Raw genomic sequence first — 23,946 nt, forward strand, 5'->3', positions numbered from 1 at the left:
TGGTTTATTTGATTTCGTCAGCTTTGATTCCGAGTGCACTCATCAGCGCGTAGCCCAATAGCTCTTGGCGGAAGTTCCCACCCTCCATGGGTTGCATGGCAAAGAGGGTGATGCGCTTGTTGTCATCGTCTGCGCCGTGCAACAGCCTGCGTAACCGGTCCCACGCATCGCCGTTACCGTCGGGAATGACCATGATGCGGCGCACTTCCTCGTGCTCCAACAGCGTGCGCATCACGTTTTCGATGTATTCTTCCTTGCTGATGGTCTTGCCACATGCCACAGAAGTGAGTGTGAACTCGCCCAACCGCGGGTCGGTAAAGGCCTTTGCATGCAGTTCATGCGCATAATCCGACGGTGCGAAATTCTCCATCTTCGGGTGCTTTTCGTCGTGAACGAGCACCACTTGCACGTCATTTCTTCCCGCACGCACGCCTCCGTCGAGTGCCACGCACACGGCCCATTGACTCAAATCTGCCTTGGGAAGGGGCCTGTTAATCATGCGTTCGAAGTTGACAATCAAGTCGAAAGCCACCGAATCCATGTAGTCCGCATCGGCAATGATGATATTTTCGCTCATCCGAATGCCGTCGTTTGCTTGTGCATTCATGCTACAAAGATAGCGTTTTAATTTGACAAACACGTGGCAGATAATATTTTTTTCTTAACTTTGCAGTGCTTATCAGAATTAAATCTATTGAGAATATGAGCTTATTAACCCTCTCTATCGTCGCCGTATTCGTCATCGGCTATCTCTTTATCGCCTTGGAGAGCGTCACGAAAGTCAACAAAGCGGCTGTTGCGCTGCTGATGTTCGTGGCCTGTTGGACCCTTTTCATGGTCTCACCCGGTAGCTATCTGCCCAATTTCACAGGCCATACGCTCGTCAACGAGGTGAGCAGCGCCATCGAACGCCACTTGGGCGGTACCTCGACAACGCTCTTCTTCCTCATGGGAGCGATGACGATTGTCGAGATAGTCGACCAGAACGGCGGCTTCAACTGGGTGCAGTCGCGCATGAGTACCAAGAGCAAACGCAGCTTGTTGTGGAAGATTGCCTTCATGACCTTCTTCCTTTCGGCCATCTTGGACAACCTGACGACCTCCATTGTCATGGTGATGATTCTGCGAAAGCTTGTATATGACCACAAAGACCGCCTCATCTATGTCTCCTTGGTCATCATTGCTGCCAACTCGGGGGGAGCGTTTTCGCCTATCGGAGACGTGACAACAATCATGCTATGGAACAAAGGTGTCATCACAGCCTTGGGCGTTATCAGCGAGATTTTCATTCCTTCTGTGGTGTCGCTCCTTATCCCTGCGCTCATACTTCAGCTGGGACTCAAGGGCGAACTCACCACTTCTGAGTCGCTACCTTACGACAAACGCGACGGCGAAGTGCTTGAGTTCACGGGCTTGGAACGCAAGATTATCTTCGCCATAGGTGTGGGCGGACTGATGTTCGTGCCCGTCTTTAAGTCGATAACCCACTTGCCTCCGTTCGTAGGAATACTGCTTGTGCTGGGCATTTTGTGGACAACGACCGAACTGTTCTACCGCCGTTTGCACCGCTATAACAAGGAAGTTACGTTCCAAAAGCGCGTCTCCAATCTGCTGAGTCGCATCGACATGAGTACCATTCTCTTCTTCCTCGGCATCTTGATGGCCGTGGCTTGCTTGGAAGAAATCGGCGTATTGACCGCCATGGGCGGTACTCTGAACAGCGCATTCAACGGAAATCACTACCTTGTTACGGGCATTATCGGTATCCTTTCCAGCATTGTTGACAACGTACCTTTAGTGGCCGGGTGCATGGGAATGTATCCCGTTGCGCCGTCAGGTGACATGGCTGTGGACGGAATCTTCTGGCAGTTGCTGGCCTATTGCGCAGGAGTCGGCGGCAGCATCCTGATCATTGGGAGCGCCGCGGGCGTGGTTGTCATGGGATTAGAGAAGATTACGTTCGGTTGGTATATGAAGAAAGTAAGTTGGATAGCTCTCGTGGGCTATCTGGCCGGCATCGTGAGCTACGGAATTATCCGTACGTTCATCATGCCCGTGGCATTGTAATGGGCATGTGCGCCTCTCTTTTGCGGCGCTTATTCTATACTTGTTTTTTAAACGCAATCGGTTTAGCCATCATCTAACCCGATTGCGTTTTTTATTTCGGGCTTATTCAACGGGGAATATAACGAAGCGAAGGAGTTGAAATCAACTCCTTCGCTTGGTGAAAGTCGGGATGACCAGACTCGAACTGGCGACCTCGCGCCCCCCAGACGTGTGCGCTACCTACTGCGCTACATCCCGAATTCAAGTGCAAAGATAAGCATCAATCGCGACATAACCAAATTTTAAGGCCACGATGTTTGAAATTATTTTCAAATATCAGTCCTATCCATTATATATAAGGTAGGAACGGAGGGCTTAAAAGGCTGCCAGAGGGCAAGCCCAAGCCTTATACGCACCTCAATATTTGAACGAACTGCCGCCAAGGAATTCTCTTAACAGCGATGTGGGCGGGAGATCGCGATTTCCGATGGGCCGGATATACTTCAGAAACTTCAGCAACCGATAGGCTTCGCTGTATTCAGGAGCCGTTTCGGGCACTTGTTCCAACAGTGGTTCGGCCTGTGTTTTCAGCACGGCAAGCTCGAAAAGCATGGCCGTATTGAACACTGCGTCGGCATTCTCCTGATAAGGGAATATCCATTTGTTCTCTCCTGCACGCACCGATGGCCACCTTCGAATGGTATCTCCTGCACGTACACCGCGATATTTATAATCTCGGACGATACGCCGCAGCAATCGGTTGTCGGTCGTGGGAATATAGTTGTGGTCGTCCAGCAAGATGGTGGTCAGGGCCGAGGCGTAGACGCGGAACTTCTGCTGTTCGGGCACCTGAGCCGTCAGTTCGGGATTGAGCGCATGAATACCTTCCACCACAAGCACATGATGATGCCCCATCTTGAGCCGTTTCCCGCTCCGCTCACGCTTGCCCGTCTGGAAATTATACTTTGGAAGTTCCACCTCCTCGCCATGGAACAAGGCATTGAACTGTGCGTTGATGAGCGCCAGATCAAGGGCATAAATGCTCTCATAGTCGTATTCTCCCGTGGCATCCTTGGGTGTTTCGTCACGGTCGACGAAGTAGTCATCGAGACTGATTTGCAAGGGTTTGATGCCATTGGCAAGCAGTTGGACGGACAACCGCTTGCAGGTTGTGGTCTTTCCCGACGAAGACGGACCCGCCAAAAGTACCAGTTTCACCCCCTCGCGACGGGCTATCTCGTCGGCAATCCGTGAAATCTTCTTCTCCTGAAGGGCTTCGCTGACGTTGATAAGGTCAGTGGCATGGCCCGTGGCAACGGCCTCGTTGAAATCGCCTACGGTACGCACGCCGAGGATTTCCTGCCACCGATGGTGCTCTTTGAATATCTCGAACATCTTATCCTGACGTATCATGTCGGGCAATTCGGCCGGATTGTCGAGCGAAGGAATGCGCAACAGCAGGCCGTCATAATATTTTTCGAGGCCGAAGAGATAAAGCCCTCGCGTGTTGGTGAGCAGCGATCCATAGTAGAAGTCCACGTAATCGTCGATTTCATAATAGGTGGTATAAAGCTTTCCTGCGCTTTCCAAGAGCTTGGCCTTAGCCTCATCGCCCCGGTCACGAAACATTTTTATGGCCTGTTCTGCCGGCACTTCAAAGCGTTTCACAGGCATCTTGGCGTCGATAATCTCTTGCATTCGGTTGCGAATGCGCTCGGCATCTTCCGCTTCCACGGCGTGACCGATTTGCAGATTGACGTAGTAGCCGTTGGAAACCGGTATGTCGATGACAACCATACTCTTGGGATAGAGGTCGTGAACGGCCTTGCAGAGCACGAAGAACAGCGTACGTGTGTAGTTGCGCGAGGCCGACGGGGCATGCATATCGAGGAATTCAACGTCCTTACTGTGGTAGACCCGATAGTGCATCCCTTCCACCTTGTTGTTCACTTTGGCGCAGATGGGCCCGAAAGGCATCGTGAGATTAAATTGCGAAAAAACTTCAGAAAGTGTGCTTCCGATAGCAACTTTCTCGGTTTTTTTATTATTTTTGCAACGTATTTGTACGACTTGTTTCATATGATTTACATAATAATGATGTATAATATCAATGGCTTGCGTGGCAGTGATGCGCATCAAGCCGTTCAAAGGTATGAAAAATTTTGTACTTTTACAACATTCTGACCTTACAAATTCAGTGAAAATATGTCGATTTGGATTATTTTTAAGCTCATAGGTGCACTTGCATTGCTGATGTTCGGTATGAAATCAATGAGCGACAGTCTGCAGAAAATGGCCGGACCTCAGCTGCGCCACGTGCTCGGAGCAATGACAACCAACCGCTTCACAGGCATTCTTACGGGTACATTCATCACGGCAGCGGTGCAGAGTTCCACTGCAACAACGGTGATGACTGTGTCGTTTGTCAACGCAGGATTGCTCACTTTGGCACAGGCTATCTCTGTAATCATGGGCGCAAACATCGGAACCACGCTTACAGCATGGATTATGAGTGCCGGCTTTTCCTTCAATATCACCGACTTTGTTTGGCCGGCTTTCTTCTTTGCCATCATTCTTATCTATTCCAAAAAGCGCAAAATCATCGGCGATTTCATCTTTGGTGTCTCTTTCATGTTCCTTGGTTTGGGAACGCTTCGGCAGGCAGGCATCGACATGGACTTGGCGCATAACCAACCCGTTCTCGACTTTTTTTCCTCCTTTGATCCCGACAGTTTCGTCACAACCTTGGTGTTTTTGATCATCGGAAGCATTCTTACGATGTGCGTTCAAAGCTCGGCTGCCATCATGGCCATAACGATGATACTTTGTTCAAACGGCGTTTTGCCCATCTATCAAGGCATCGCTTTGGTGATGGGAGAGAACATCGGAACAACCGTTACGTCGAATATTGCCGCCTTGACAGCCAACACTCAGGCCCGAAGGGCAGCCTTTGCCCACATGTTCTTCAATGTGTTCGGTGTCGTTTGGGTGCTGATTATCTTCAAACCCTTTGTCAATATGGTTTGCGGTTTCGTTGGTTTTGACGAGTTTATGACCAAGGACAACCCTGCTTTTTTAGCCAATACGGCTAAATTGAGCTTTGTGTTAGCGACGTTCCATACGACATTCAACGTCTTGAACACGGCAGTTTTGGTGGGTTTCATCAAGCAGATTGAAAAGATAGTATGCTATGTCATCAAACCCAAAAAACAGGCCGATGAAGACGAATTCCGCCTGCATTTCATTCAGACCGGTATCATGAAGACCCCCGAACTCTCCGTGCTTGAAGCGCAAAAAGAGATATCCAGCTTCGCAGAACGCATACAACGAATGTTCGGAATGGTGCGCAGTCTGCTCATGGAGAAGGAAGAAAAGGCGTTCCTGAAGACGTATAACCGCATCGAAAAGTATGAGGGCATCAGCGACAACATGGAGATTGAAATCGCAAACTACCTCAACGAGGTCAGTGATTCGCATCTGAGCGATGAGACTAAGGCCAAGATTCGTGCCATGCTCCGCGAAATCAGCGAGATAGAAAGCATCGGCGACAGTTGCTTCAACATGGCCCGTACCATCAACCGGCGGTTCTCTGGCAAGGAAGACTTCACCGAACAGCAATACGAACACATGCATCAGATGTTCGAACTCACCAACAGTGCGCTCGAACAAATGAACTATATGTTCAGCCATAGCCGTGAAGTTATCGACGTGAACCGCTCGTTCAACATCGAAAACGAAATCAACAACTACCGCAATCAACTGAGAACACAGAACATCAATGACGTGAATTCACATACCTACACCTATACCATCGGTACGATGTACATGGATATTATTCAGGAATGTGAGCGACTCGGCGACTATGTCGTCAATGTCGTAGAGGCCAGAATGAACGTGAAGCAGCACGAAGTGTAAGGCCTTTGTGGATTGCGGCCGTCATTTTGAATGCTGAATGCCTGCCGTTCGGCTCTTCATGTCACTTTTGTAGATGGAAACCTACATGACGAATAACTTTTAGAAATGGATAAACTACCCAACGACCCCATGATGCTGTTCAGTGCCGTCAACACGTTGCTGCGCGACAACTACCATTCACTCGACGAACTGTGCGACGATATGAACATCGACCGCGCAGAACTGGAGAAGAAACTGGCTGCTGCCGGCTTCAAATACGACAAGGCACACAAGAAATTCTGGTAGACCTGAACACGGATAAACATTGAGCCGACGCACAAACCGTGCGTCCCCACACCCCCGAAAAGGCCCGCCTGTCCTGCGAAAGGGCTGAAAATACATAGAAATAGGTATATCGCAGTTGCTCGAAAGTACGTATATTTGCAATCGAAAGCGCGCGATATACATGGAAAAAACAATCTTCTCGCAACTCGAAACAACTGCACTTTTCGCTGGTTTGACGGCAAACGCCATCGAACGTCAGTTGGAAAAGCTGCCCTACAGCATCAGGAAAGTGCCTGCCAAGACCGTTTTCCTGTCAGCAAACGAGCCGCTTCGCGAGATGGTCATGGTGCTCGAAGGGCGGGTCTCTGCCAAGATGACCACGCCAAAAGGCAAGTGTCTGATGGTCGACCTGCTGAAACCGGGTACCATCTTGGCCCCAGCTTTCGTGTTTTCTGACGACAACCGCATGCCTGTCGAAGTGGAAGCCGTCGAAGAAAGCGTGTTTTTCAGCATGTCGAAAAGCCATTTTTCCATGCTGATCGGGCGCAACGAGCAGGTCAGAGCCAACTTCCTTGACATTCTGTCGCATATCAATTTCTTTCTGATGAACAAGATACGAATGCTGCATACGGCCTCCGTCAAAGAGAAAATTGCCGCTTTTCTGCTTCGAAGGGTGCGGAGTGTGCATAGCCGTTCGGTCGTACTTCATTTGTCAAGAAAGCAACTTGCCGATGTGTTTGCCATTCAGAAGAGTTCTTTGATACGCACGCTTAACGAACTGGAACGCGACAATTTGATTTTCGTTCGCGAGAAAGAAATAGTCCTTATTGATGTTCCCGGCCTGCAAAAAATCGTGAAAGGCTGAATAAATGCGGCCGTATAGTCCGTCCCTCCAACCATTTTATGCATCAATAAGGCCATGACAGGCATATAGGGACTTTGACTTTGAACATTGAATTTTGAACATTGACCTTTATGATTAGCTGACTTTGAACATTGAATTTTGGACATTGACCTTTGGGATAGGCTGGCTTTGAAGTTTGAACTTTGAACATTGAACTTTGAGATTGGCTATGTCAAAAAATGATTTGCAGGCAAGAGGCATGTAGGGACGCACGGTTCGTGCGTCCGCGCAAGGAGAATGAAAATCAAATAGCATGGTTGTTGAAACGAATGCACGCAGCGTTTTGAGCGGACGCACGAGCCGTGCGTCCCTACATGCACTCGCGCAACTTGTCATGTCAAGCGTGTTGATTACCAACGACTTACACCTTGCGTTCCAATCACAGCCATTTTGCACGATAATCTTATCCATTTTACCGCGCAATATGGCTCATTTCACCGCGCAATATGGGTGAGATTGAAAAACGATGAAACGCATGTAGGGACGCACGGCCCGTGCGTCCGCGTAACGTTTCGGTTGACAGTTGACAACTGAAAACCGGATCGGAGGGGCCCGATTTGCCGACCGCCTGCACGATATTGGCGAGATTTGCATGGAATATCATTAAAAAGCTTTATCTTTGCACGTAATAAACGACATCAACATCATCATGGAAACTTTGAAGAAATATCTGCCCGACGTGCTGGTCGTGCTTCTTTTTGCAGTGATTTCCTTTGCTTATTTCTTCCCGGCCGACTTGGATGGGCGCATACTCTACCGACATGACTCGTCTGCAGGCCGTGGAGCTGGACAGGAAACGGCCGAATATCACGAACGAACCGGTAAGGTTTCGCGTTGGACAAACGCCACTTTCAGCGGCATGCCCACCTATCAAACGGCGCCATCTTACCAGAGTGTGAGCGTTCTGAACCAAGCCGTGAAGGCCTATCACCTGTGGCTTCCCGAGAATGTTTGGTATGTTTTCGCCTACCTTTTGGGCTTTTATATCCTGCTAAGAGCCTTTGATTTCAGGCAATCATTGGCTGCTTTGGGCGCCATTGTCTGGGCTTTTTCATCGTATTTCTTCATCATCATTGCCGCCGGACACATCTGGAAGGTCATGGCTTTGGCCTATCTTCCACCGATGATTGCGGGCATTGTGCTCGCTTATCGGGGCAAATATCTGTGGGGTTTCATTGTTACTGCAATCTTCGCTGCCTTTGAAGTGGACGCCAACCACGTGCAGATGACTTATTATTATCTGTTCATTATCCTCTTCATGATGATAGCTTACCTTGTTGAAGCGGTCAGAACGAAGCGCATCATGCACTTTATGAAGGCCACGGGCGTATGTGCTGCGGGGGCATTGATAGGCATTTTGCTGAACATTTCCAACCTTTATCACACGTGGCAATACGCACAAGAGAGCATGAGAGGCAAGAGCGAACTGGTTAAAAAGAACGCTGCCAACCAGACAAACAGCGGACTTGACCGCGATTACATCACGCAATGGAGCTACGGTGTGGGCGAGACTTGGACGTTGCTTGTGCCGAATACCAAGGGCGGGGCATCGGTTCCGCTGGCCGCAAACGCCAAGGCGATGGAGAAAGCCGACCCGAATTTCATGCAAATCTATCAGCAGTTGGGACAGTATTGGGGCGAACAACCGGGCACAAGCGGCCCTGTTTATGTGGGCGCCTTTGTGCTGATGCTCTTCATTCTGGGTCTGTTCATCGTGAAAGGACCGATGAAATGGGCGCTGTTGGCAGCCACCGTGTTGAGCATTCTGCTCTCTTGGGGCCGCAATTTTATGCCATTTACCGACTTCTTCTTAGACTATATACCGATGTATAGCAAGTTCCGAACGGTGGCATCTATTCTTGTTATCGCCGAATTTACGATACCTTTGCTGGCCATGATGGCGCTGAAGAAGATCGTAGATGAGCCAGATTTGCTGACAAAAAAGGTGAAGTTCGTCTATGTCAGCTTTGGTCTTACGGCCGGCATCGCCTTACTTTTCGCCCTCATGCCTACGCTTTTCTTCTCTGACTTCATATCGAGTTCGGAGCTTGAAGCCATGAAATCAATCCCTGCAGACTATCTTCCTGCGTTGCAATCTAACCTAAGAAGCGTCCGCGAAAGCATCTTTACGGCCGATTGTTGGCGGTCGTTTTGGTTGATTACCATCGGCACATTGTTCCTCTTCCTCTATCGGTTCAAGAAATTGAAAGCCGTGTATATGGTGGGAGCGATAGCCGTTTTGTGCCTCATCGACATGTGGCAAGTGAACAAACGCTACTTGAATGACGGCATGTTTGTGGAGAAAAGCGTTCGCGAGCAGGCCCAACCGATGACGCAAACCGACCGACAAATCCTGCAAGACAAAGCCTTGGATTATCGCGTTTTGAACCTTGCAAGCAACACATTCAACGAGAACGAGACCTCTTATTACCATAAAAGTATCGGCGGATATCATGCAGCTAAGCTCAGAAGATACCAAGAATTGATTGATGCTTACATCAGTCCTGAAATGCAAAAGACGATGTCTGCCATTGCAAAAGCAGGCGGAGACATGACCAAAGTCAATGGCGACAGCATCTTCCCTGTGCTGAATATGCTCAATGCCAAATACTTTATTGTGCCTTTGCAGGGCGAACAAACGGTGCCAATCCGCAATCCTTACGTCTATGGGAACGCATGGTTCGTGGATAAAATCGCTTACGTTGGCAATGCAAATGCGGAACTCGATAAGCTTGGAACGCTTGATTTGCGCCATGAAGCGGTGGCCGATGCACGCTTCCGCAGTCAGCTTGGCGAGGCAAAAGTACAAGATAGCACGTCGATAGTCAGGCTCACGGCCTACGAGCCTAACCAACTGACGTATGATGTGCGCAGTGCAACGGGCGGTATCGTGGTCTTTTCCGAGATATTCTACCCCGAATGGACGGCCACAGTCGATGGGAAAGCGGCAGAATTGGGCCGCGTGAACTATGTGCTTCGGGCGCTTCAGGTCGATAAAGGACATCATACCGTGGTGCTGACTTTCGACCCGAAGAGTGTCAAACAGACCGAAACAGTAGCTTATCTTTCCTATGGTGTGCTACTGTTGGTTGTGCTTCTCGCGGTGTTTTATAAGAAAAAACGGCCCAACCACCAGTCCATCCTTAAAGAGAAAAAGGAGTAAGCGACCCCTCCACCAGCCCCCTCACCCAAGAAGATAAAGGAAGGAAGGCCCCACCCCCAGCCCCTCCCCGAAGAGGGAGGGGAGTAATATGTTTTCTTATAGCGTATTTTGCAATGCAAGCGCTAAGACATTCTACTCCCCTCTCCTTGGGAGAGGGGCTGGGGGTGAGGCTTTTCTTCCTTTATTCCCTTGGGAGAGGGGCCGGGGGTGAGGCTTTGTATTTCTTTATAAATGCCTCTTTTGCTTCTCTTGCTTTATTGATAAATGCCTTATATTCCTCACTTTCGGAATCAAAAGGCCGGTGGTTGAGTGCTTCTTTAATAGGTTTCCACTCGCTCATCATCGTAAAAACATCATTTGAAAAGTAGGTTTTTGCGAAGCGTTCCCATATATATTCCACCGCTTGATGGGTGGGATGAAGCATGTCTTCCTTGTAAAAACGATAGTCACGAAGCTCATCATTCATGATTTCGTAGGCCGGAAAGTAGTCGATATGCACTTCTTTGGCCAGTTTCTCGGCTGCCAATAAGAGAGTGGCCTTACTGAGTTGGCTGCCGTGATAGCCGTATTTGCGATAGCGAATAGGGCTGACGGTGACCACAACATGGATATTCTTGTTGCGAGACATCAAGCGCATGACCGCTTCTCGCAGGTAATCGTAACACGCATTGACGTTCAGTTCCTGCTCATCAAATAGCGATTGCGGTCGTTTTTGGCAGTTATCGACGATTTCTCCCGTCTCTTTCAGCACGTAAACATGGTTCGTGCCGAGCGTAAGAATGGCGACGTCGGGCACGAAGTCGCTGTCATTGCAATGTCGTTCGACCGTGTGCAGTATGCTTGCCGGGTTATACATCACGCCATAAGGATTGATAACCACCGGGAATTGCTCCTCTTTGAACTTGCTTCCGATGCTTTCTGCGAAGCAAGAACCCACGAAAAGCACTCGTGTTCCGGGCTGAATTTGCCATGAAGATGGGGCAATATCCACCTTAGTTCTGAGTTCCATAGCCGATACCGTTTGTTTGTTTGCAAAGTTAACAATAAAAAATCAAGGTGCAGGGTGGCAAGCGTTAATAGTTGTCAGATTTGCTTTGATAATAGAATTAAAGTATTAATTTTGTGTCAGATAACGAAACATGTTGACCATGGAGCAGAAAATCCCCGAAGAGTTCAGCCGGTTCTATCTGCGTGATGTCACGTTTGCCAACCTGATGATGCGGCGAATCTACAACGTTTTGATTGTGGCTAACCCCTATGATGCCTTTATGTTGGAGGATGACGGACGCATTGAGGAGAAGATTTACAATGAATATGTAGAGTTAGGGCTGCGCTATCCGCCCATGTTCACGCAGGTATCGACGACCGAAGAGGCCACACGTGTGCTCCATACCACCAATATCGACCTTGTTATTTGTATGCCCGGAACGGCTGATAACGATGCTTTCAGCGTGGCACGTCATATCAAAAAGGCTTTCAAAAGCATTCCTTGTGTGGTGCTGACTCCCTTTTCTCACGGCATAACCAAGCGCATGCAGAACGAGGATTTGCGTATCTTTGACTACGTGTTCTGCTGGTTAGGCAACACGAATCTTATCCTTTCGATCATCAAACTCATTGAAGATAAGATGAATATCGAGCAGGATATCAAGGCCACCGGCGTGCAAATGATCTTGTTGGTTGAGGACAGTATCCGCTTTTATTCGTCCATCTTGCCCAACCTCTACAGCTATATTCTCGCACAAAGTAAGCGGTTTTCCACCGAAGCTTTGAACAAACATCAAGCCACTTTGCGCATGCGTGGCAGGCCTAAAGTGGTGCTTGCGCGAACTTACGAAGAGGCCATGAGCATTTATAATAGGTATGCTGACAACTGTTTAGGGGTCATCTGCGATGCCCGTTTCCCCATGAAAGAGGTCTCACCCGACGAGAATTTGCTCCTTCCCTCACCGCTTCGCGACTCTGCGGTCTATAAAGATCCCGAGGCAGGACTGAAACTTTTGCGGGCCATTCGGGCCAAAGACGAATATGTTCCCCTGATCATGGAGAGCTCGGAAAGCAGCAACCGCGCGAAAGCCGAGGCCGAAGGGTTCCGCTTTGTGGACAAGAATTCAAAGCAAATGAGCCGTGATCTGCGCCGCATCATGGAGGAACACATGGGCTTCGGCGACTTTATCTTCCGCGATCCTGCCTCACATCAGGAGCTTATTCGCATCAAATCACTCAAGGATTTACAGGATAATATCTTCAAAATCCCCAATGATTCGATGCTTTACCACATCTCCCGGAACCACATGAGCCGCTGGTTAAGCGCGCGAGCTATATTCCCTGTGTCTCAATTCTTACGTGGAATTACGTGGCATAAGCTGCAAGATGTCGATGCACATCGGCAGATTATCTTCGATGCTATCGTCCAATATCGACGCATGAAGAACGTAGGTGTGGTGGCTATATTCGACAGATTGAAGTTCGACCGCTATGCGCATTTCGCCCGAATTGGCGAGGGTTCGCTCGGAGGAAAGGGGCGGGGGCTGGCCTTTTTGGACAATATCATCAAGCGACATCCCGAGTTCAACCGACTTGAAGGGGCGAAAGTGCAAATCCCAAAGACGCTCATTCTTTGCACAGACCTGTTCGATCAGTTCATGGAACAGAACAATCTGTATCCCATTGCCCTGAGCGATGCGAGCGATGAAGATATCCTTCGGCACTTTCTTCAGGCGCAATTGCCCGACAGTCTCATTGACGATTTCTTCACATTCTTCGAAGCCACGAAGACGCCGATAGCCATTCGGTCGTCGAGTTTGCTTGAAGACAGTCACTATCAGCCCTTTGCCGGCATCTATAGCACGTACATGATACCTTGCTTGGACGACCGTTATCAAATGTTGGAGATGCTGGCTTGCGCCATCAAAAGCGTGTATGCGTCGGTCTATTACCGTGATTCAAAGGCCTATATGATGGCAACCAGCAACGTCATAGACCAGGAAAAGATGGCCGTTATCCTGCAAGAAGTGGTTGGAAAGCAGTATGATGACCGCTTTTATCCAACCTTTAGCGGAGTGCTTCGCTCGCTGAATTACTATCCGATTGGCGACGAAACGGCCGAAGAAGGCATTGCTTCATTGGCTTTAGGCTTAGGAAAATACATCGTAGATGGCGGACAAACGTTGCGTGTTTCGCCTTTCCATCCCGACCAAGTGCTGCAAACCAGCGAGTTGGAGACGGCACTTCGCGAGACACAGACACTGTTCTATGCCCTCGACATGAAGCATACGGGCAAGGATTTTAAGGTGGATGACGGTTTTAATATCCTGAAGTTAAAAGTCAAGGAGGCCGAAAAGGACGGCGCAATCCGTTATATTTGTTCGACATTCGACCCCACTGACCAAGTGATTTACGATGGTTTTTACGACGGCGGACGCAAGATTATCTCGTTTGCGGGCGTGCTCCAGCAAGGCGTTTTCCCCCTTCCCGAACTGTTACAAATGGTCATGAAGCACGGTGCAGAGGCCATGAAGCGACCCATTGAGGTTGAGTTTGCCTGCAACATCAACGACGATCGCAGCGGAGAACTCTATCTCTTACAAGTCCGTCCGATAGTAGATGCCAAGCAAATGCTTGACGAAGACCTCGCGAAAGTGCCCGATGAGGCCTGCCTGTTGCGCTCGCACAACGCGCTCGGGCACGGCATTTCCGAGGTCAATGATGTGGTTTACGTGAAATATGGCCATGATTTCTCGGCCATGAACAACTATAATGTGGCCGATGATATAGAGCGAATCAATCGCAAGTTTCTTGCCGAAGGGCGCAATTATGTGCTCATCGGTCCCGGAAGATGGGGCAGTAGCGACCATTATTTGGGCGTGCCGGTGAAGTGGTCGCACATCTCTGCCGCCCGAATCATCGTGGAGGTGGCACTCGAAAACTATCATGTAGACCCCTCACAAGGCACACATTTCTTCCAAAACCTCACCTCGCTCGGTGTCGGTTACTTCACGATCGACTGCTCGTCGGGCTCGGGCGGCTTCGTCAAAAAGGACATCTTAGACGCCATGCCGGCCGTGGAAGAGACGCAATATGTGCGTCATGTGCACTTTGAAAGGCCGTTAAAAATCATGATAGATGGCAAGAAACAAGAGGGATTAATTGACTTAAATCAATAAATCGCACCCAAATTGAAAAACAATTCGAATTATTTGCAGGATATAGATAAATGCTTTATCTTTGCAACGTGTTTTTCATGGTATTAGATTTAAGGTTAACAAAGGTTGGAGTACAGCGGTACTCCTTTTTTTATGTCTATTGTTTTAATTGTTAAAAAACACCCTTTGAAGGCTTAATAAATTGTAAAAGCAACACCATATCGCCCATTTTGTTTGGTAACTCCGCTCATTCTGTCTATCTTTGCACTGTGTTTTTCATAGTATTAGATTTAAGGTTAACAAGGTTGGAGTACGGCGGTACTCCTTTTTTTGTGTCCTGTTGTGAAGCAAAATCAAAGGGCCGAGGGCTCCATCGATAACGAATACATCTCCGTCTCCATAACATTGTTTTGCAATATGCTCCATATTACCGTGCAATCTCAGCCATTTTAGCGTGCAAAATGAGCCATATTGCGCGATAAAATGGGTGAGATTATCGTGCGAAATGGCTGTGATTGAAACGCAAGGTGTAAGTCGTTGGTTATCAATGTGGCTGACTTGACGGGTTACCCGAACGCATGTAGGGACCTTGACTTTGACCTTTGAACATTGAACTTTGACCTTTAGGATTAGTCTTATTATGAAGATGATTTGTAAGTAAGAGGCATGTAGGGACGCACGGCCCGTGCGTCCGCTCAAAACGCTGCGTGCATTCGCTTCAACAACCATACATATATACCCTCAATTTCACTCAAATAGGTGCCCTAAAGTAGGAGAACAAGCGGCACGCACCTAAAAATCACATCGCGGTTTCGTTGTTTACGCCATTCCTATGTGCCGATTTCACCAATGAACCAAATTAAAACCGCATCGCGGTTTCGTTGTTTATAGGGCAGTGTTGGCGTGCAACGCCAACACTGTCACAGGGCGAGTGATGCGAAAGCAACGCCATCGGTGTTGCGTTTAAGCCTCCCCCAACCCCTCCAAAGGAGGGGAGTCCAATCTGTTTGCAAGCTCATTCACCCTCCCTTTGGGAGGGAAGGGGTGGGCTTCACATCTTTTGGCGTTGCTTCCGTGTGCATTCCGCAGACAGGGTAGCCGAGCGTAGTGAGGCTACCCTGCCCTGTAAACAACGAAACCGCGATGCGGTTTGTTGCTACTGACGGCGTAGTGTGGCATCACATTTGCTACATAAACAACGAAACCGCGATGCGGTTTGTTGCTCAAAACGCTCTTGTTTGCCTTTTTTGTTTATTGCGTGAGTCAAAAACAACAATAAATATTCCTCTATTAACTATCCATTGTGCCTCCAATACCTCTTGCGCGGACGCACGAGCCGTGCGTCCCTACATGCCTCTTGCCTGCAAATCATTTTTTGACATAGCCAATCCCAAAGTTCAATGTTTAAAGTTCAAAGTTCAAAGTCAGCCAATCCTAAAGGTCAATGTTCAAAATTCAATGTTCAAAGTCAAAGTCCCTACATACCCGTCATGGCCAAATTGATGTGCAAAATGGTTGAGATGGAGAACTACTCGAACGCATGTAGGGACGCACGGCTCGTGCGTCCGCTCCATAACCCGTGTGCGTTCACCCAAGTTATCGCCATGGATTTCACGGAAAGGGCAGCCTTTTTTGCCTTCTTGCCTTTTTACTTTTATCCGCTTTCCTTTTCACTTTTTTTCCTTTTTCCTTTCATACTTTTCCAAATTATAGTGTTAACTTTGCAGGAGAATGTTGGTTCATGCACAATGATATGTTGCAATTAGACGATTTTTATAAGGCGCGTTACGTCTTGAGCACTGTGTTGCGCAAGACAGAACTGGTTCATGCCAAGACCATCAACCCCGAAGTAGACGTCTATCTCAAGCCCGAATGCCTGCAAAAGACAGGATCGTTCAAGCTACGTGGGGCATATTTCAAGATTTCCCGGCTCTCCGACGAGGAGAAAGCCAAGGGCGTTGTGGCCTGTTCTGCAGGCAATCACGCGCAAGGTGTGGCCTTGGGCGCCACAGCCATGGGCGTGAAGAGCCTGATTTGCCTGCCCGAGGGTGCCCCCATCAGTAAGGTTGAGGCCACACGGAAGCTCGGTGCCGAGGTCATGTTGGTGCCCGGCGTGTATGACGACGCCTATCAGACGGCCCTACAGCTGCGCGATGAGCGGGGATATACCTTCGTTCACCCGTTCGATGACGAGAATGTCATCGCTGGTCAAGGCACCATCGGGCTCGAACTCCTTGAGCAGCTGCCCGATCTTGATGCCGTTGTCGTGCCGGTGGGCGGCGGTGGACTGATTTCGGGCATCGCTTTTGCCATCAAAAGCCTCAATCCTCGCGTGAAAGTCTACGGTGTTCAGGCCGAAGGTGCACCGAGTATGGTCAACAGTTTGCATGATCATGCGATTGAATGTCTGCCGAGTGTGTCGACCATTGCTGACGGTATCGCCGTGAAGGAGCCGGGAAAGCTGACGTTCGAGGCCTGCGCTGAATATGTAGATGGGCTTGTCACCGTCAGTGAAGACGAGATATGCGCGGCCATTCTGAAGCTTATTGAGTCGGAAAAGATGGTGGCCGAGGGCGCAGGTGCAGCCAGTGTGGCCGCCGTAATGTTCAACAAAGTGCCCGTGAAAGGCAGGAAAACCGTGTGCATCGTCAGCGGTGGCAACATCGACGTAACGATATTGAACCGCGTTATCAACCGCGGACTGGCCAAGAGCGGCCGTTTCTGCACGCTCGACCTTGAACTTGATGACCAACCGGGCAAGCTTGTCGAAGTATGCACAGTGATTGCGCGCGCAGGAGCCAATGTCACGGGCGTTCATCATGACCGTTCGGCCAACCGAAAGAAGGTGAATGCCTGCATGTTGCGCGTGACAATGGAGACCAAAAACCAAGCACACATCAACGAAATCCTAAAGGCTCTCGACGAGAAAGGCATCACCATATTGAATAATCCCAACTTAAAATAAAACGTATGAAAGCTATCCACACAAACAATGCGCCTGCCGCTATCGGTCCGTATAGTCAGGCTATCGAAGTAAATGGTTTTGTCTTCGCGTCAGGACAGATACCTATCGACCCCAAAACGGGCAACTTTGTCGAAGGAGGTATCAAAGAACAGACCGCACAAGCCCTCACAAACGCCGGAAATATACTGAAAGAAGCCGGTACCGACCTTGCACACGTCGTCAAAACCACGGTATATCTGGCCGACATGGCCGACTTTGCTGCCATGAACGAGGTCTATGCCACTTTCTTCTCGCAGCCCTTCCCTGCCCGTTCGGCTGTAGCTGTGAAGGAATTGCCGAAAGGTGCGCGCGTTGAAGTAGAGGTGTTGGCCGCGAAATAAGTGACAGAAGGCCGGAAGTCTATTTTCTTTGTGACTTCCGGTTGCTCCGTTGTTCACGGTATTTGGCCTTTTGACGGGCGCTTCCTGAGCCATGTGCGCCCGTAACATACTTCTTTTTCTTGGCTTTGGTCTTCACTTTGTCGTCGTCTTTCTTTGGTCCTGACGCTCCTTTGAAGCTGATGCCCTGCTCTAATATGCTCTGAAAATCGTCCAACATGAGTCTGTTCTTTGAAGTTTGAACATTGAATTTTGACTGTGAATTTTGATGTTTGAACTTTGAACTTTATGATTTGCATTGAATATATGGACTAATCATAAAGCTCAAACTTCAAAGTTCAATGTCCAAAGATAATAAAGTTCAATGTCCAAAGAGGGTAAATAGAGTTAATGATGAAACAGGCGAATACCCGTGAAAGCCATGGCAATGCCATACTTATCGCAGGTGTCGATGACGTTATCATCGCGAATTGAACCGCCAGCCTGCGCAATATAGCAGACCCCACTCTTGTGGGCACGCTCGATATTGTCGCCAAATGGGAAGAAAGCATCGCTGCCGAGGGCCACGTTTGTGTTGTGGGCTATCCACGCTTTCTTCTCTTCTTGCGTCAGCACGGCAGGCTTTTCGGTGAAGAACTGCTGCCATACACCGTCGCGCAACACGTCATCATGCTCCTCACTGATGTAGACATCAATCGTATTATCGCGGTCGGCACGTCGTATTCCGGGCTTGAAAGGCAGGTTCATCACCTTAGGACACTGCCTGAGCCACCACGTATCGGCCTTGTTTCCGGCCAGACGTGTGCAGTGAATACGGCTTTGTTGGCCGGCACCAATACCGATAGCTTGTCCCTCTTTCACGTAGCAAACGGAGTTACTTTGCGTATATTTCAACGTAATAAGGGCGATAATCAAATCGCGTTTGGCCTCATCAGTGAACGCTTTATTCTTGGTTGGGACATGCTCAAACAGTGAAGGAACGTCGAGTTTTATCTCATTTCGGCCCTGTTCAAAGGTGATACCGAATACCTGTTTACGCTCTATTGGCGCAGGAATATAGTCAGGATCAATCCGAATAACATTGTAAGTGCCCTTGCGTTTGTCTTTCAATAGCGCGATGGCTTCGTCAGTATAGCCCGGAGCTATCACGCCATCGCTGACCTCACGCCTGATCAATGTGGCCGTAGCTGCGTCACATACGTCGCTCAAAGCAACGAAATCGCCATACGAACACATGCGGTCTGCACCGCGGGCACGGGCATAAGCGCAGGCAAGTGGCGAAAGAGGAAGCGCATCGTCCACAAAATAAATCCTTTTCAGCGTGTCGCTGAGTGGCAATCCAATGGCAGCTCCTGCGGGAGAAACATGCTTGAAGCTCGCTGCGGCAGGCATACCGGTGGCTGCTTTGAGCTCTTTCACAAGCTGCCAGCTGTTGAGTGCGTCGAGAAAATTGATGTAACCGGGTCTGCCGTTAATGACTTCGAGTGGGAGTTCTCCGTCTTCCATATAGATTCTGGAAGGCTTTTGGTTGGGATTACAACCATATTTCAAAGCGAATTCTTTCATTTTGGAGTTAATTGAACTTTTTGCAAAGGTAATAAAAAATAATGATTACCTTTGCAGCACAAGAACTTTATTTCCAAGTATGTTATGAAGCGGAGAATGGAAGCACTGTTGAAAGAGGTCAGAATGAAAGTCGGTGAGCGGCAAGGGACAGGGAATGACTATGAAAGGTTATCCGGATTATTCTCCCGTCACCATGTCAATCTTGCACCATCTTCATTGAAACGATTGTGGAGATACCTCACCGGGGCCGAAAAACCATCGACGGAGATGCTTGACCGACTGGCGCTCTTCGCCGGATTTCAGGATTGGAAGAGCCTGAAAGAGACGTTTATGGACGAGAAGGAATGAGCATTAAACTTTGAACTTTGATGTTTGAACATTGCAATACGCCCATGATAGGCATGTAGAGACCTTGACTTTGAACTTTGAACATTGAACTTTGACCTTTAGGATTAGTCTTATTATTAAGATGATTTGTAAGCAAGAGGCATGTAGGGACGCACGGTTCGTGCGTCCGCTCCGTTGAGAATGTAAGTCGATATACATTGGTCTGTGCGTCCGCGCAAGGGATTTGAAAGCAAATAGCATGGTTGTTGAAGCGAATGCACGCAGCGTTTTGAGCGGACGCACGAGCCGTGCGTCCCTACATGCATTCGCACAGCTTGTTATCTCAACCATTTTGCGCATCAATAAGGCCATGACAAGCATGTAGGGACGCACGGTTCGTGCGTCCGCTCCGTTGTGAATGTAAGTCGATATACATTGGTTCGTGCGTCCGCGCAAGGGGAATGGCAAGCAAATAGCATGGTTGTTGAAGCGAATGCACGCAGCGTTTTGAGCGGACGCACGAGCCGTGCGTCCCTACATGCATTCGCACAGCTTTCCATATCAGGCATATTGATTACCAACGACTTACACCTTGCGTTGCCATCTCAGCCATTTTGCACGGTAATCTCACCCATTTCACCGCGCAATATGGCCCATATTACCGTGCAATGTGGCTGATATTGCAACGCTATTCCAACGCGATGATTTTACGATTAATAAAAGCAAGGGAAATTAACCGATAGTTCTTGCAACGCCATTCTTGCTACTATGCTTTCCAATATCCCTCACGCTATTCGCCCTCCCCTCCTTTGGAGGGTCTGGGGGAGGCTCCACTCCACCCTAAAGAGGCCCACACTGTTGGCCCTCCCCTCCCTTTGGGAGGGGCTGGGGGTAGGTTTTAAGGGGTCAGGGGGAGGCTCTTAGGCGCTGGGGGAGGCCCCTCTCACAGCTCATACACCACACCTACCGTTGCAAAAATGGGGTAGAGGGTTTGCTCAATGGTCTTGAAACCGCTGTGATGAATGCCGGTCAGGCCCCAATTCAGGTCGAGATAGCCACCTAATCTGTCTGCAAACAGCCAGTCACAGCCAAGGGTCAAGCCCACTTGAAAGCGGCGCATGTCGTCGCTAAAATCGTAATCTCCGCGCTGTCCCGGCCCTTCTCCGATGCTGATTTTAGCTCCCGTGGGACCCCCGACGCGCAGATAACCGCCGTGAGCACAGCCTTCAAACTGTTTTGAAACAACGTAAGAGAGATACGGACCGGCCTTCAGTCGCACCTTATCGCCCACATGCAGGGTCGCCATGACGGGCACCGTGAACATCCATTCGTTTACTTTCGTCTTGGCATCGCCCGTGTATTGGCCCTCAAGATATTGGCTTCCCTGACTGAAGGCCATGTGATAATTCTTCACACGAGCGTCTTCCTGCATGCCTTTGTTCTCGAAACGGAGGCCCGACATGATGCCTATGCCGCTGCAGAACCGCCTTTCTACGTCGATACCCAACTGGAAATTGGGCATCAGGGTGTAGCTGTTCAGCCGGCGAATGCTGCGAGGAAGCCCCACGGGAGCCGTTCCTCCGACGGAATAACCCAGCCGTGCCGTGAACGAAATGTCGTTTTTAGAACAGCATTGTGCCTGTGCTGTGCCGGCTGTCAAGACGATGATGCCGGCCAAGATGAACTTTCTCATGATTATTTCTCCTCCTTTTCGCAAATGATTCTCACTTTGTCGACGCACAAGGTTGAGCCGATGGCACCGATGAATTGGTCGCCGCGCTTACTCGAAGAGAACACGATGGCCAAGCTATAGCCGTTATGTTCGAGCACGTCGAGGTCGATATTGCTGACGTATTTGAATGAAACTTCGAACGCTGTCCACGCTTTCTGCGGCTTCACATAGCCCATGTCGGCCGTTGCAATGATGAGCGGTGAGGTCTTGATGTTGGTGCCGTCGAGCACAACGGCATTGCCTTTGGCGTCGTGGTTACGGTAGAACACGGCGTAAACGGCGGCACTATCCTTGATATCCACCGTATGGAGCTCCTGATCGGTCACATGTTCGGCCGGATTGTACGTATAATAGCCCGTGAAACGAATGGGTTTGCGATTGAAGGGATGCCCAAATCGCGTGGCTTTCAAGGCGTCTGCAAGTGCATTTTGCAGGTCGAAGGCACCGTAAAAGAGGTTACCTGCGGCGATAGGTTTCTTGACCATCTTGCCCAATGCGCCCGTACTTCGGGTGGTCATCTGCACACCTTTGCCCTCCATCCCATTGATTGGAATCGTCGGGTCGGCATCAATCGGTTGGTCCCATGCCGACAATGAGAAGCCGGCATTGCCCGTTCCCCACACGTCTTCCATGCCGTTGGGTCCTTTTTCCTGCCATTTATAGAAGTCGGCAAGGCCGGTCAAGTTGTCTTTGGCCACGTTTTCGAAGTCGAACTTCACCACGTCGCCCACCATCTTTGCGCTGCCTTGGAAGCTGACACGATAGACACGGCTGCTGTTTCCGTCCTCCGAAGTGACGGTATATACCACAGGTCCGCGACCGAAATCATGCGCCGAACCGTTTGCCGGCGTGATGGTTGCGCCCTCGGTCAGCCTGAACTTCGGTGCAAAGACAGTCTGTTTGGGCTTTCGTTTGGTGCGGAAAACAATGTCAACCGTGGTAGACGGAATGTTGACCAGCGTGTCGTTGGCATTGTAAAAAACGTCTCCCGGCTTCTCAATGCTCACGAATGCCTGTTCGATATCGCACTCTGCGTTCGGTGCTTCTTCCTTGATACACGACGTGAATGCGGCACAAAGCAAGGCCACGGACGCCATTCTGAAAATCATCTTCATCGTTATGCGTGTTAAAAACAATGCAAAGATACGAAAAAATTGCCTTTTTTCCTTTTTTATCTTTTTACTTTCTTACTTTTCAACCATTATCTCGCAGAGCTTTCTTTGCAGCACTCGCGCGTCAAGTACCGACATCTTGTGGTCCATAATGGCAAAAGTAAGCAGATGACCGTTGCTGTCTTGACAGTAACCGGCAAGCGAACTGATACCGTAAGGGTGGGAGAGTGTGCCCGTTTTTCCGCGCACTTTACCTCGCAATTTGGGGCTTGCCAGCTCACGACGCAGCGTACCGTCGATGCCGGAAACGGCCAGATGGTTGTCCAACATGCGGTAAATGGCCTTGTTGTGATAGCCATATCGCAGAACAGTGGTCAGCGTTCGGGGCGAAACTTGGTTGTGAATGCAGAGTCCGCAGGCGTCATGTATCACGTGAGAGGTGTCTCTTATGCCCAGTTCATTGCGCATGAAGCCACGCAGATAGGCCAGTCCGGTGGCGATAGGTTCGCCGTTCGGGTTGACATGATGGCCGATGGTGTAGATCAAAGCCGTGGCCTGTGTGTTGGAACTGTTCTTCCACATGCGGTCGATGACGCGGTCGATGGAACGGTAGAAACGGAAGATGCAATGCGAACCGCGTGGCGTTCGGCCCCGAACCACCTGCTCATCGTCAATCGAAATGCCCGCTGTTCGGAGCGCATGCTTGAGCGCTTTCTCAACACGTTCGGCTCCCCTGTAGAACAAACCATATCGGGAAAACGCCAAATCCCACGGATACCAGTGGGCTTCGCTCTGCACCGGGGCTGTCAAAACAAGGTCGATGACGAGCCGACCGTCAAGTTTTTGGATGCCTTTACGGCGCAAGGCACGGGCAAACATGTCGAGGTCGGGCTCGTTCACCTGCGGATCCAAGCCGGCCTTGAAGCTGATGTCGCCCTTGAAAGTGCCGTCTTTCGTGATGCCTTTTGTGTAAAGCGATGTGGTATAAAGATATTTTGTGCCAAGCAAATGCAGCCCCGCTATGCCGCTCAGGAGCTTCAAACACGAGGCTGAAGGCTGCACCGTGTCTTCGTTACAGCCGTAAACGGGCTTCTCTGCCGTGAGGTCATAGACATGAAAACCAAAGGCCCCGGCCGGTCGGGGCAGTGCAGCAAAGTCGGAAAGTCGGTGCCGGAGTGCCGTGTCTACGGGGATATTGCCTGCCTCGGAGTCCGTTCCTGCCTGTCCGTTTCCTTTGTTCTTGCTGCCGCAACCGCCCATCATCGCGGCTGCGAGGGCCAGCATGAGCCCTATCCTGAAGCTTCTTTTGATGTCCATTGCTTTGTTTTTGTCGTCATGCAAAAGTAATAAAAAAACTTGAAACGGGCTGTTTCGGCGTGCGAATAATCGAGATAGGGCCGACCATATTCGGAAAAAAGCATTAACTTTGC

The 23,946-nt window shown here is 49.6% G+C and carries 18 protein-coding genes and 1 tRNA gene; 10 read left to right on the plus strand and 9 right to left on the minus strand.

Annotated features, from left to right (window positions below; all coding sequences use genetic code 11):
• Positions 1-4 precede the first annotated feature (4 nt).
• The gene (locus tag HMPREF9944_RS09260) at positions 5-607 is read right to left on the minus strand and encodes a DUF6621 family protein (RefSeq protein ID WP_008565946.1); all 603 of its coding nucleotides are present in this window, start codon (positions 605-607) and stop codon (positions 5-7) included.
• 95 nt (positions 608-702) lie between these two features.
• On the opposite strand from HMPREF9944_RS09260, the gene nhaD reads away from it, so the two are divergent.
• On the plus strand, positions 703-2,067 hold the full coding sequence (nhaD, locus tag HMPREF9944_RS09265) for a sodium:proton antiporter NhaD (RefSeq protein WP_008565947.1): 1,365 nt from the start codon (positions 703-705) through the stop codon (positions 2,065-2,067).
• 164 nt (positions 2,068-2,231) lie between these two features.
• Here nhaD and HMPREF9944_RS09270 read toward each other — a convergent pair.
• Positions 2,232-2,304 (minus strand) — tRNA-Pro (locus HMPREF9944_RS09270).
• Between the two features lie 159 nt (positions 2,305-2,463).
• The gene (locus tag HMPREF9944_RS09275) at positions 2,464-4,125 is read right to left on the minus strand and encodes a nucleoside kinase (RefSeq protein WP_044113603.1); all 1,662 of its coding nucleotides are present in this window, start codon (positions 4,123-4,125) and stop codon (positions 2,464-2,466) included.
• Positions 4,126-4,251: 126 nt separating this feature from the next.
• Between HMPREF9944_RS09275 and HMPREF9944_RS09280 the strand changes: the two genes are divergently transcribed.
• The 4 genes from HMPREF9944_RS09280 to HMPREF9944_RS09300 all read left to right on the plus strand — a co-directional run bounded on the left by HMPREF9944_RS09280 (position 4,252) and on the right by HMPREF9944_RS09300 (position 10,292).
• On the plus strand, positions 4,252-5,961 hold the full coding sequence (locus tag HMPREF9944_RS09280) for a Na/Pi cotransporter family protein (RefSeq protein WP_008565949.1): 1,710 nt from the start codon (positions 4,252-4,254) through the stop codon (positions 5,959-5,961).
• A 105-nt stretch (positions 5,962-6,066) separates the two neighbouring features.
• Positions 6,067-6,246, plus strand: a complete 180-nt coding sequence (locus HMPREF9944_RS09285) for a DUF4250 domain-containing protein (RefSeq protein WP_008565950.1) — start codon at positions 6,067-6,069, stop codon at positions 6,244-6,246.
• Between the two features lie 160 nt (positions 6,247-6,406).
• Positions 6,407-7,090 carry a Crp/Fnr family transcriptional regulator gene (locus HMPREF9944_RS09290; RefSeq protein WP_008565952.1) on the plus strand — a complete coding sequence of 228 codons (684 nt, stop codon included), beginning with the start codon at positions 6,407-6,409 and terminating at the stop codon, positions 7,088-7,090.
• 688 nt (positions 7,091-7,778) lie between these two features.
• Positions 7,779-10,292 (plus strand): YfhO family protein, encoded by a 2,514-nt coding sequence (locus HMPREF9944_RS09300; protein WP_044113605.1) that lies wholly within the window; start codon positions 7,779-7,781, stop codon positions 10,290-10,292.
• Between the two features lie 181 nt (positions 10,293-10,473).
• Here HMPREF9944_RS09300 and HMPREF9944_RS09305 read toward each other — a convergent pair whose 3' ends face one another.
• Positions 10,474-11,301 carry a GSCFA domain-containing protein gene (locus HMPREF9944_RS09305; protein ID WP_008565955.1) on the minus strand — a complete coding sequence of 276 codons (828 nt, stop codon included), beginning with the start codon at positions 11,299-11,301 and terminating at the stop codon, positions 10,474-10,476.
• 139 nt (positions 11,302-11,440) lie between these two features.
• Here HMPREF9944_RS09305 and HMPREF9944_RS09310 point away from each other — a divergent pair, with 139 nt between their 5' ends.
• The 3 genes from HMPREF9944_RS09310 to HMPREF9944_RS09325 all read left to right on the plus strand — a co-directional run bounded on the left by HMPREF9944_RS09310 (position 11,441) and on the right by HMPREF9944_RS09325 (position 17,782).
• Positions 11,441-14,458, plus strand: a complete 3,018-nt coding sequence (locus HMPREF9944_RS09310; RefSeq protein ID WP_008565956.1) for a PEP/pyruvate-binding domain-containing protein — start codon at positions 11,441-11,443, stop codon at positions 14,456-14,458.
• Between the two features lie 1,732 nt (positions 14,459-16,190).
• Positions 16,191-17,402 (plus strand): threonine ammonia-lyase, encoded by a 1,212-nt coding sequence (gene ilvA / locus HMPREF9944_RS09320; RefSeq protein ID WP_044113590.1) that lies wholly within the window; start codon positions 16,191-16,193, stop codon positions 17,400-17,402.
• 5 nt (positions 17,403-17,407) lie between these two features.
• Positions 17,408-17,782 carry a RidA family protein gene (locus HMPREF9944_RS09325; protein ID WP_008565960.1) on the plus strand — a complete coding sequence of 125 codons (375 nt, stop codon included), beginning with the start codon at positions 17,408-17,410 and terminating at the stop codon, positions 17,780-17,782.
• A 19-nt stretch (positions 17,783-17,801) separates the two neighbouring features.
• Here HMPREF9944_RS09325 and HMPREF9944_RS09330 read toward each other — a convergent pair whose 3' ends face one another.
• Positions 17,802-17,999 carry a hypothetical protein gene (locus tag HMPREF9944_RS09330; RefSeq protein WP_008565961.1) on the minus strand — a complete coding sequence of 66 codons (198 nt, stop codon included), beginning with the start codon at positions 17,997-17,999 and terminating at the stop codon, positions 17,802-17,804.
• Positions 18,000-18,166: 167 nt separating this feature from the next.
• The gene (locus tag HMPREF9944_RS09335) at positions 18,167-19,345 is read right to left on the minus strand and encodes a phosphoribosylaminoimidazolecarboxamide formyltransferase (protein ID WP_008565962.1); all 1,179 of its coding nucleotides are present in this window, start codon (positions 19,343-19,345) and stop codon (positions 18,167-18,169) included.
• Positions 19,346-19,429: 84 nt separating this feature from the next.
• Between HMPREF9944_RS09335 and HMPREF9944_RS09340 the strand changes: the two genes are divergently transcribed.
• Both HMPREF9944_RS09340 and HMPREF9944_RS12995 read left to right on the plus strand, forming a co-directional pair.
• On the plus strand, positions 19,430-19,693 hold the full coding sequence (locus tag HMPREF9944_RS09340; protein WP_044113591.1) for a hypothetical protein: 264 nt from the start codon (positions 19,430-19,432) through the stop codon (positions 19,691-19,693).
• Between the two features lie 223 nt (positions 19,694-19,916).
• Positions 19,917-20,057, plus strand: coding sequence for a hypothetical protein (locus HMPREF9944_RS12995; RefSeq protein WP_155814659.1), 141 nt, complete (start codon positions 19,917-19,919; stop codon positions 20,055-20,057).
• 558 nt (positions 20,058-20,615) lie between these two features.
• Here the strand turns inward: HMPREF9944_RS12995 and HMPREF9944_RS09345 are convergent.
• From HMPREF9944_RS09345 to HMPREF9944_RS09355, 3 genes are all read right to left on the minus strand, one after another.
• Positions 20,616-21,365 (minus strand): porin family protein, encoded by a 750-nt coding sequence (locus HMPREF9944_RS09345; RefSeq protein WP_008565965.1) that lies wholly within the window; start codon positions 21,363-21,365, stop codon positions 20,616-20,618.
• Positions 21,366-21,367: 2 nt separating this feature from the next.
• Complete coding sequence (locus tag HMPREF9944_RS09350; protein ID WP_044113592.1) at positions 21,368-22,519, minus strand: PCMD domain-containing protein; 1,152 nt, start codon at positions 22,517-22,519, stop codon at positions 21,368-21,370.
• A 72-nt stretch (positions 22,520-22,591) separates the two neighbouring features.
• Positions 22,592-23,833 (minus strand): D-alanyl-D-alanine carboxypeptidase/D-alanyl-D-alanine-endopeptidase, encoded by a 1,242-nt coding sequence (locus HMPREF9944_RS09355; protein ID WP_008565967.1) that lies wholly within the window; start codon positions 23,831-23,833, stop codon positions 22,592-22,594.
• Positions 23,834-23,946: the final 113 nt, after the last annotated feature.

It is taken from the genome of Segatella maculosa OT 289 (genome assembly GCF_000243015.1).
GTDB lineage: Bacteria > Bacteroidota > Bacteroidia > Bacteroidales > Bacteroidaceae > Prevotella > Prevotella maculosa.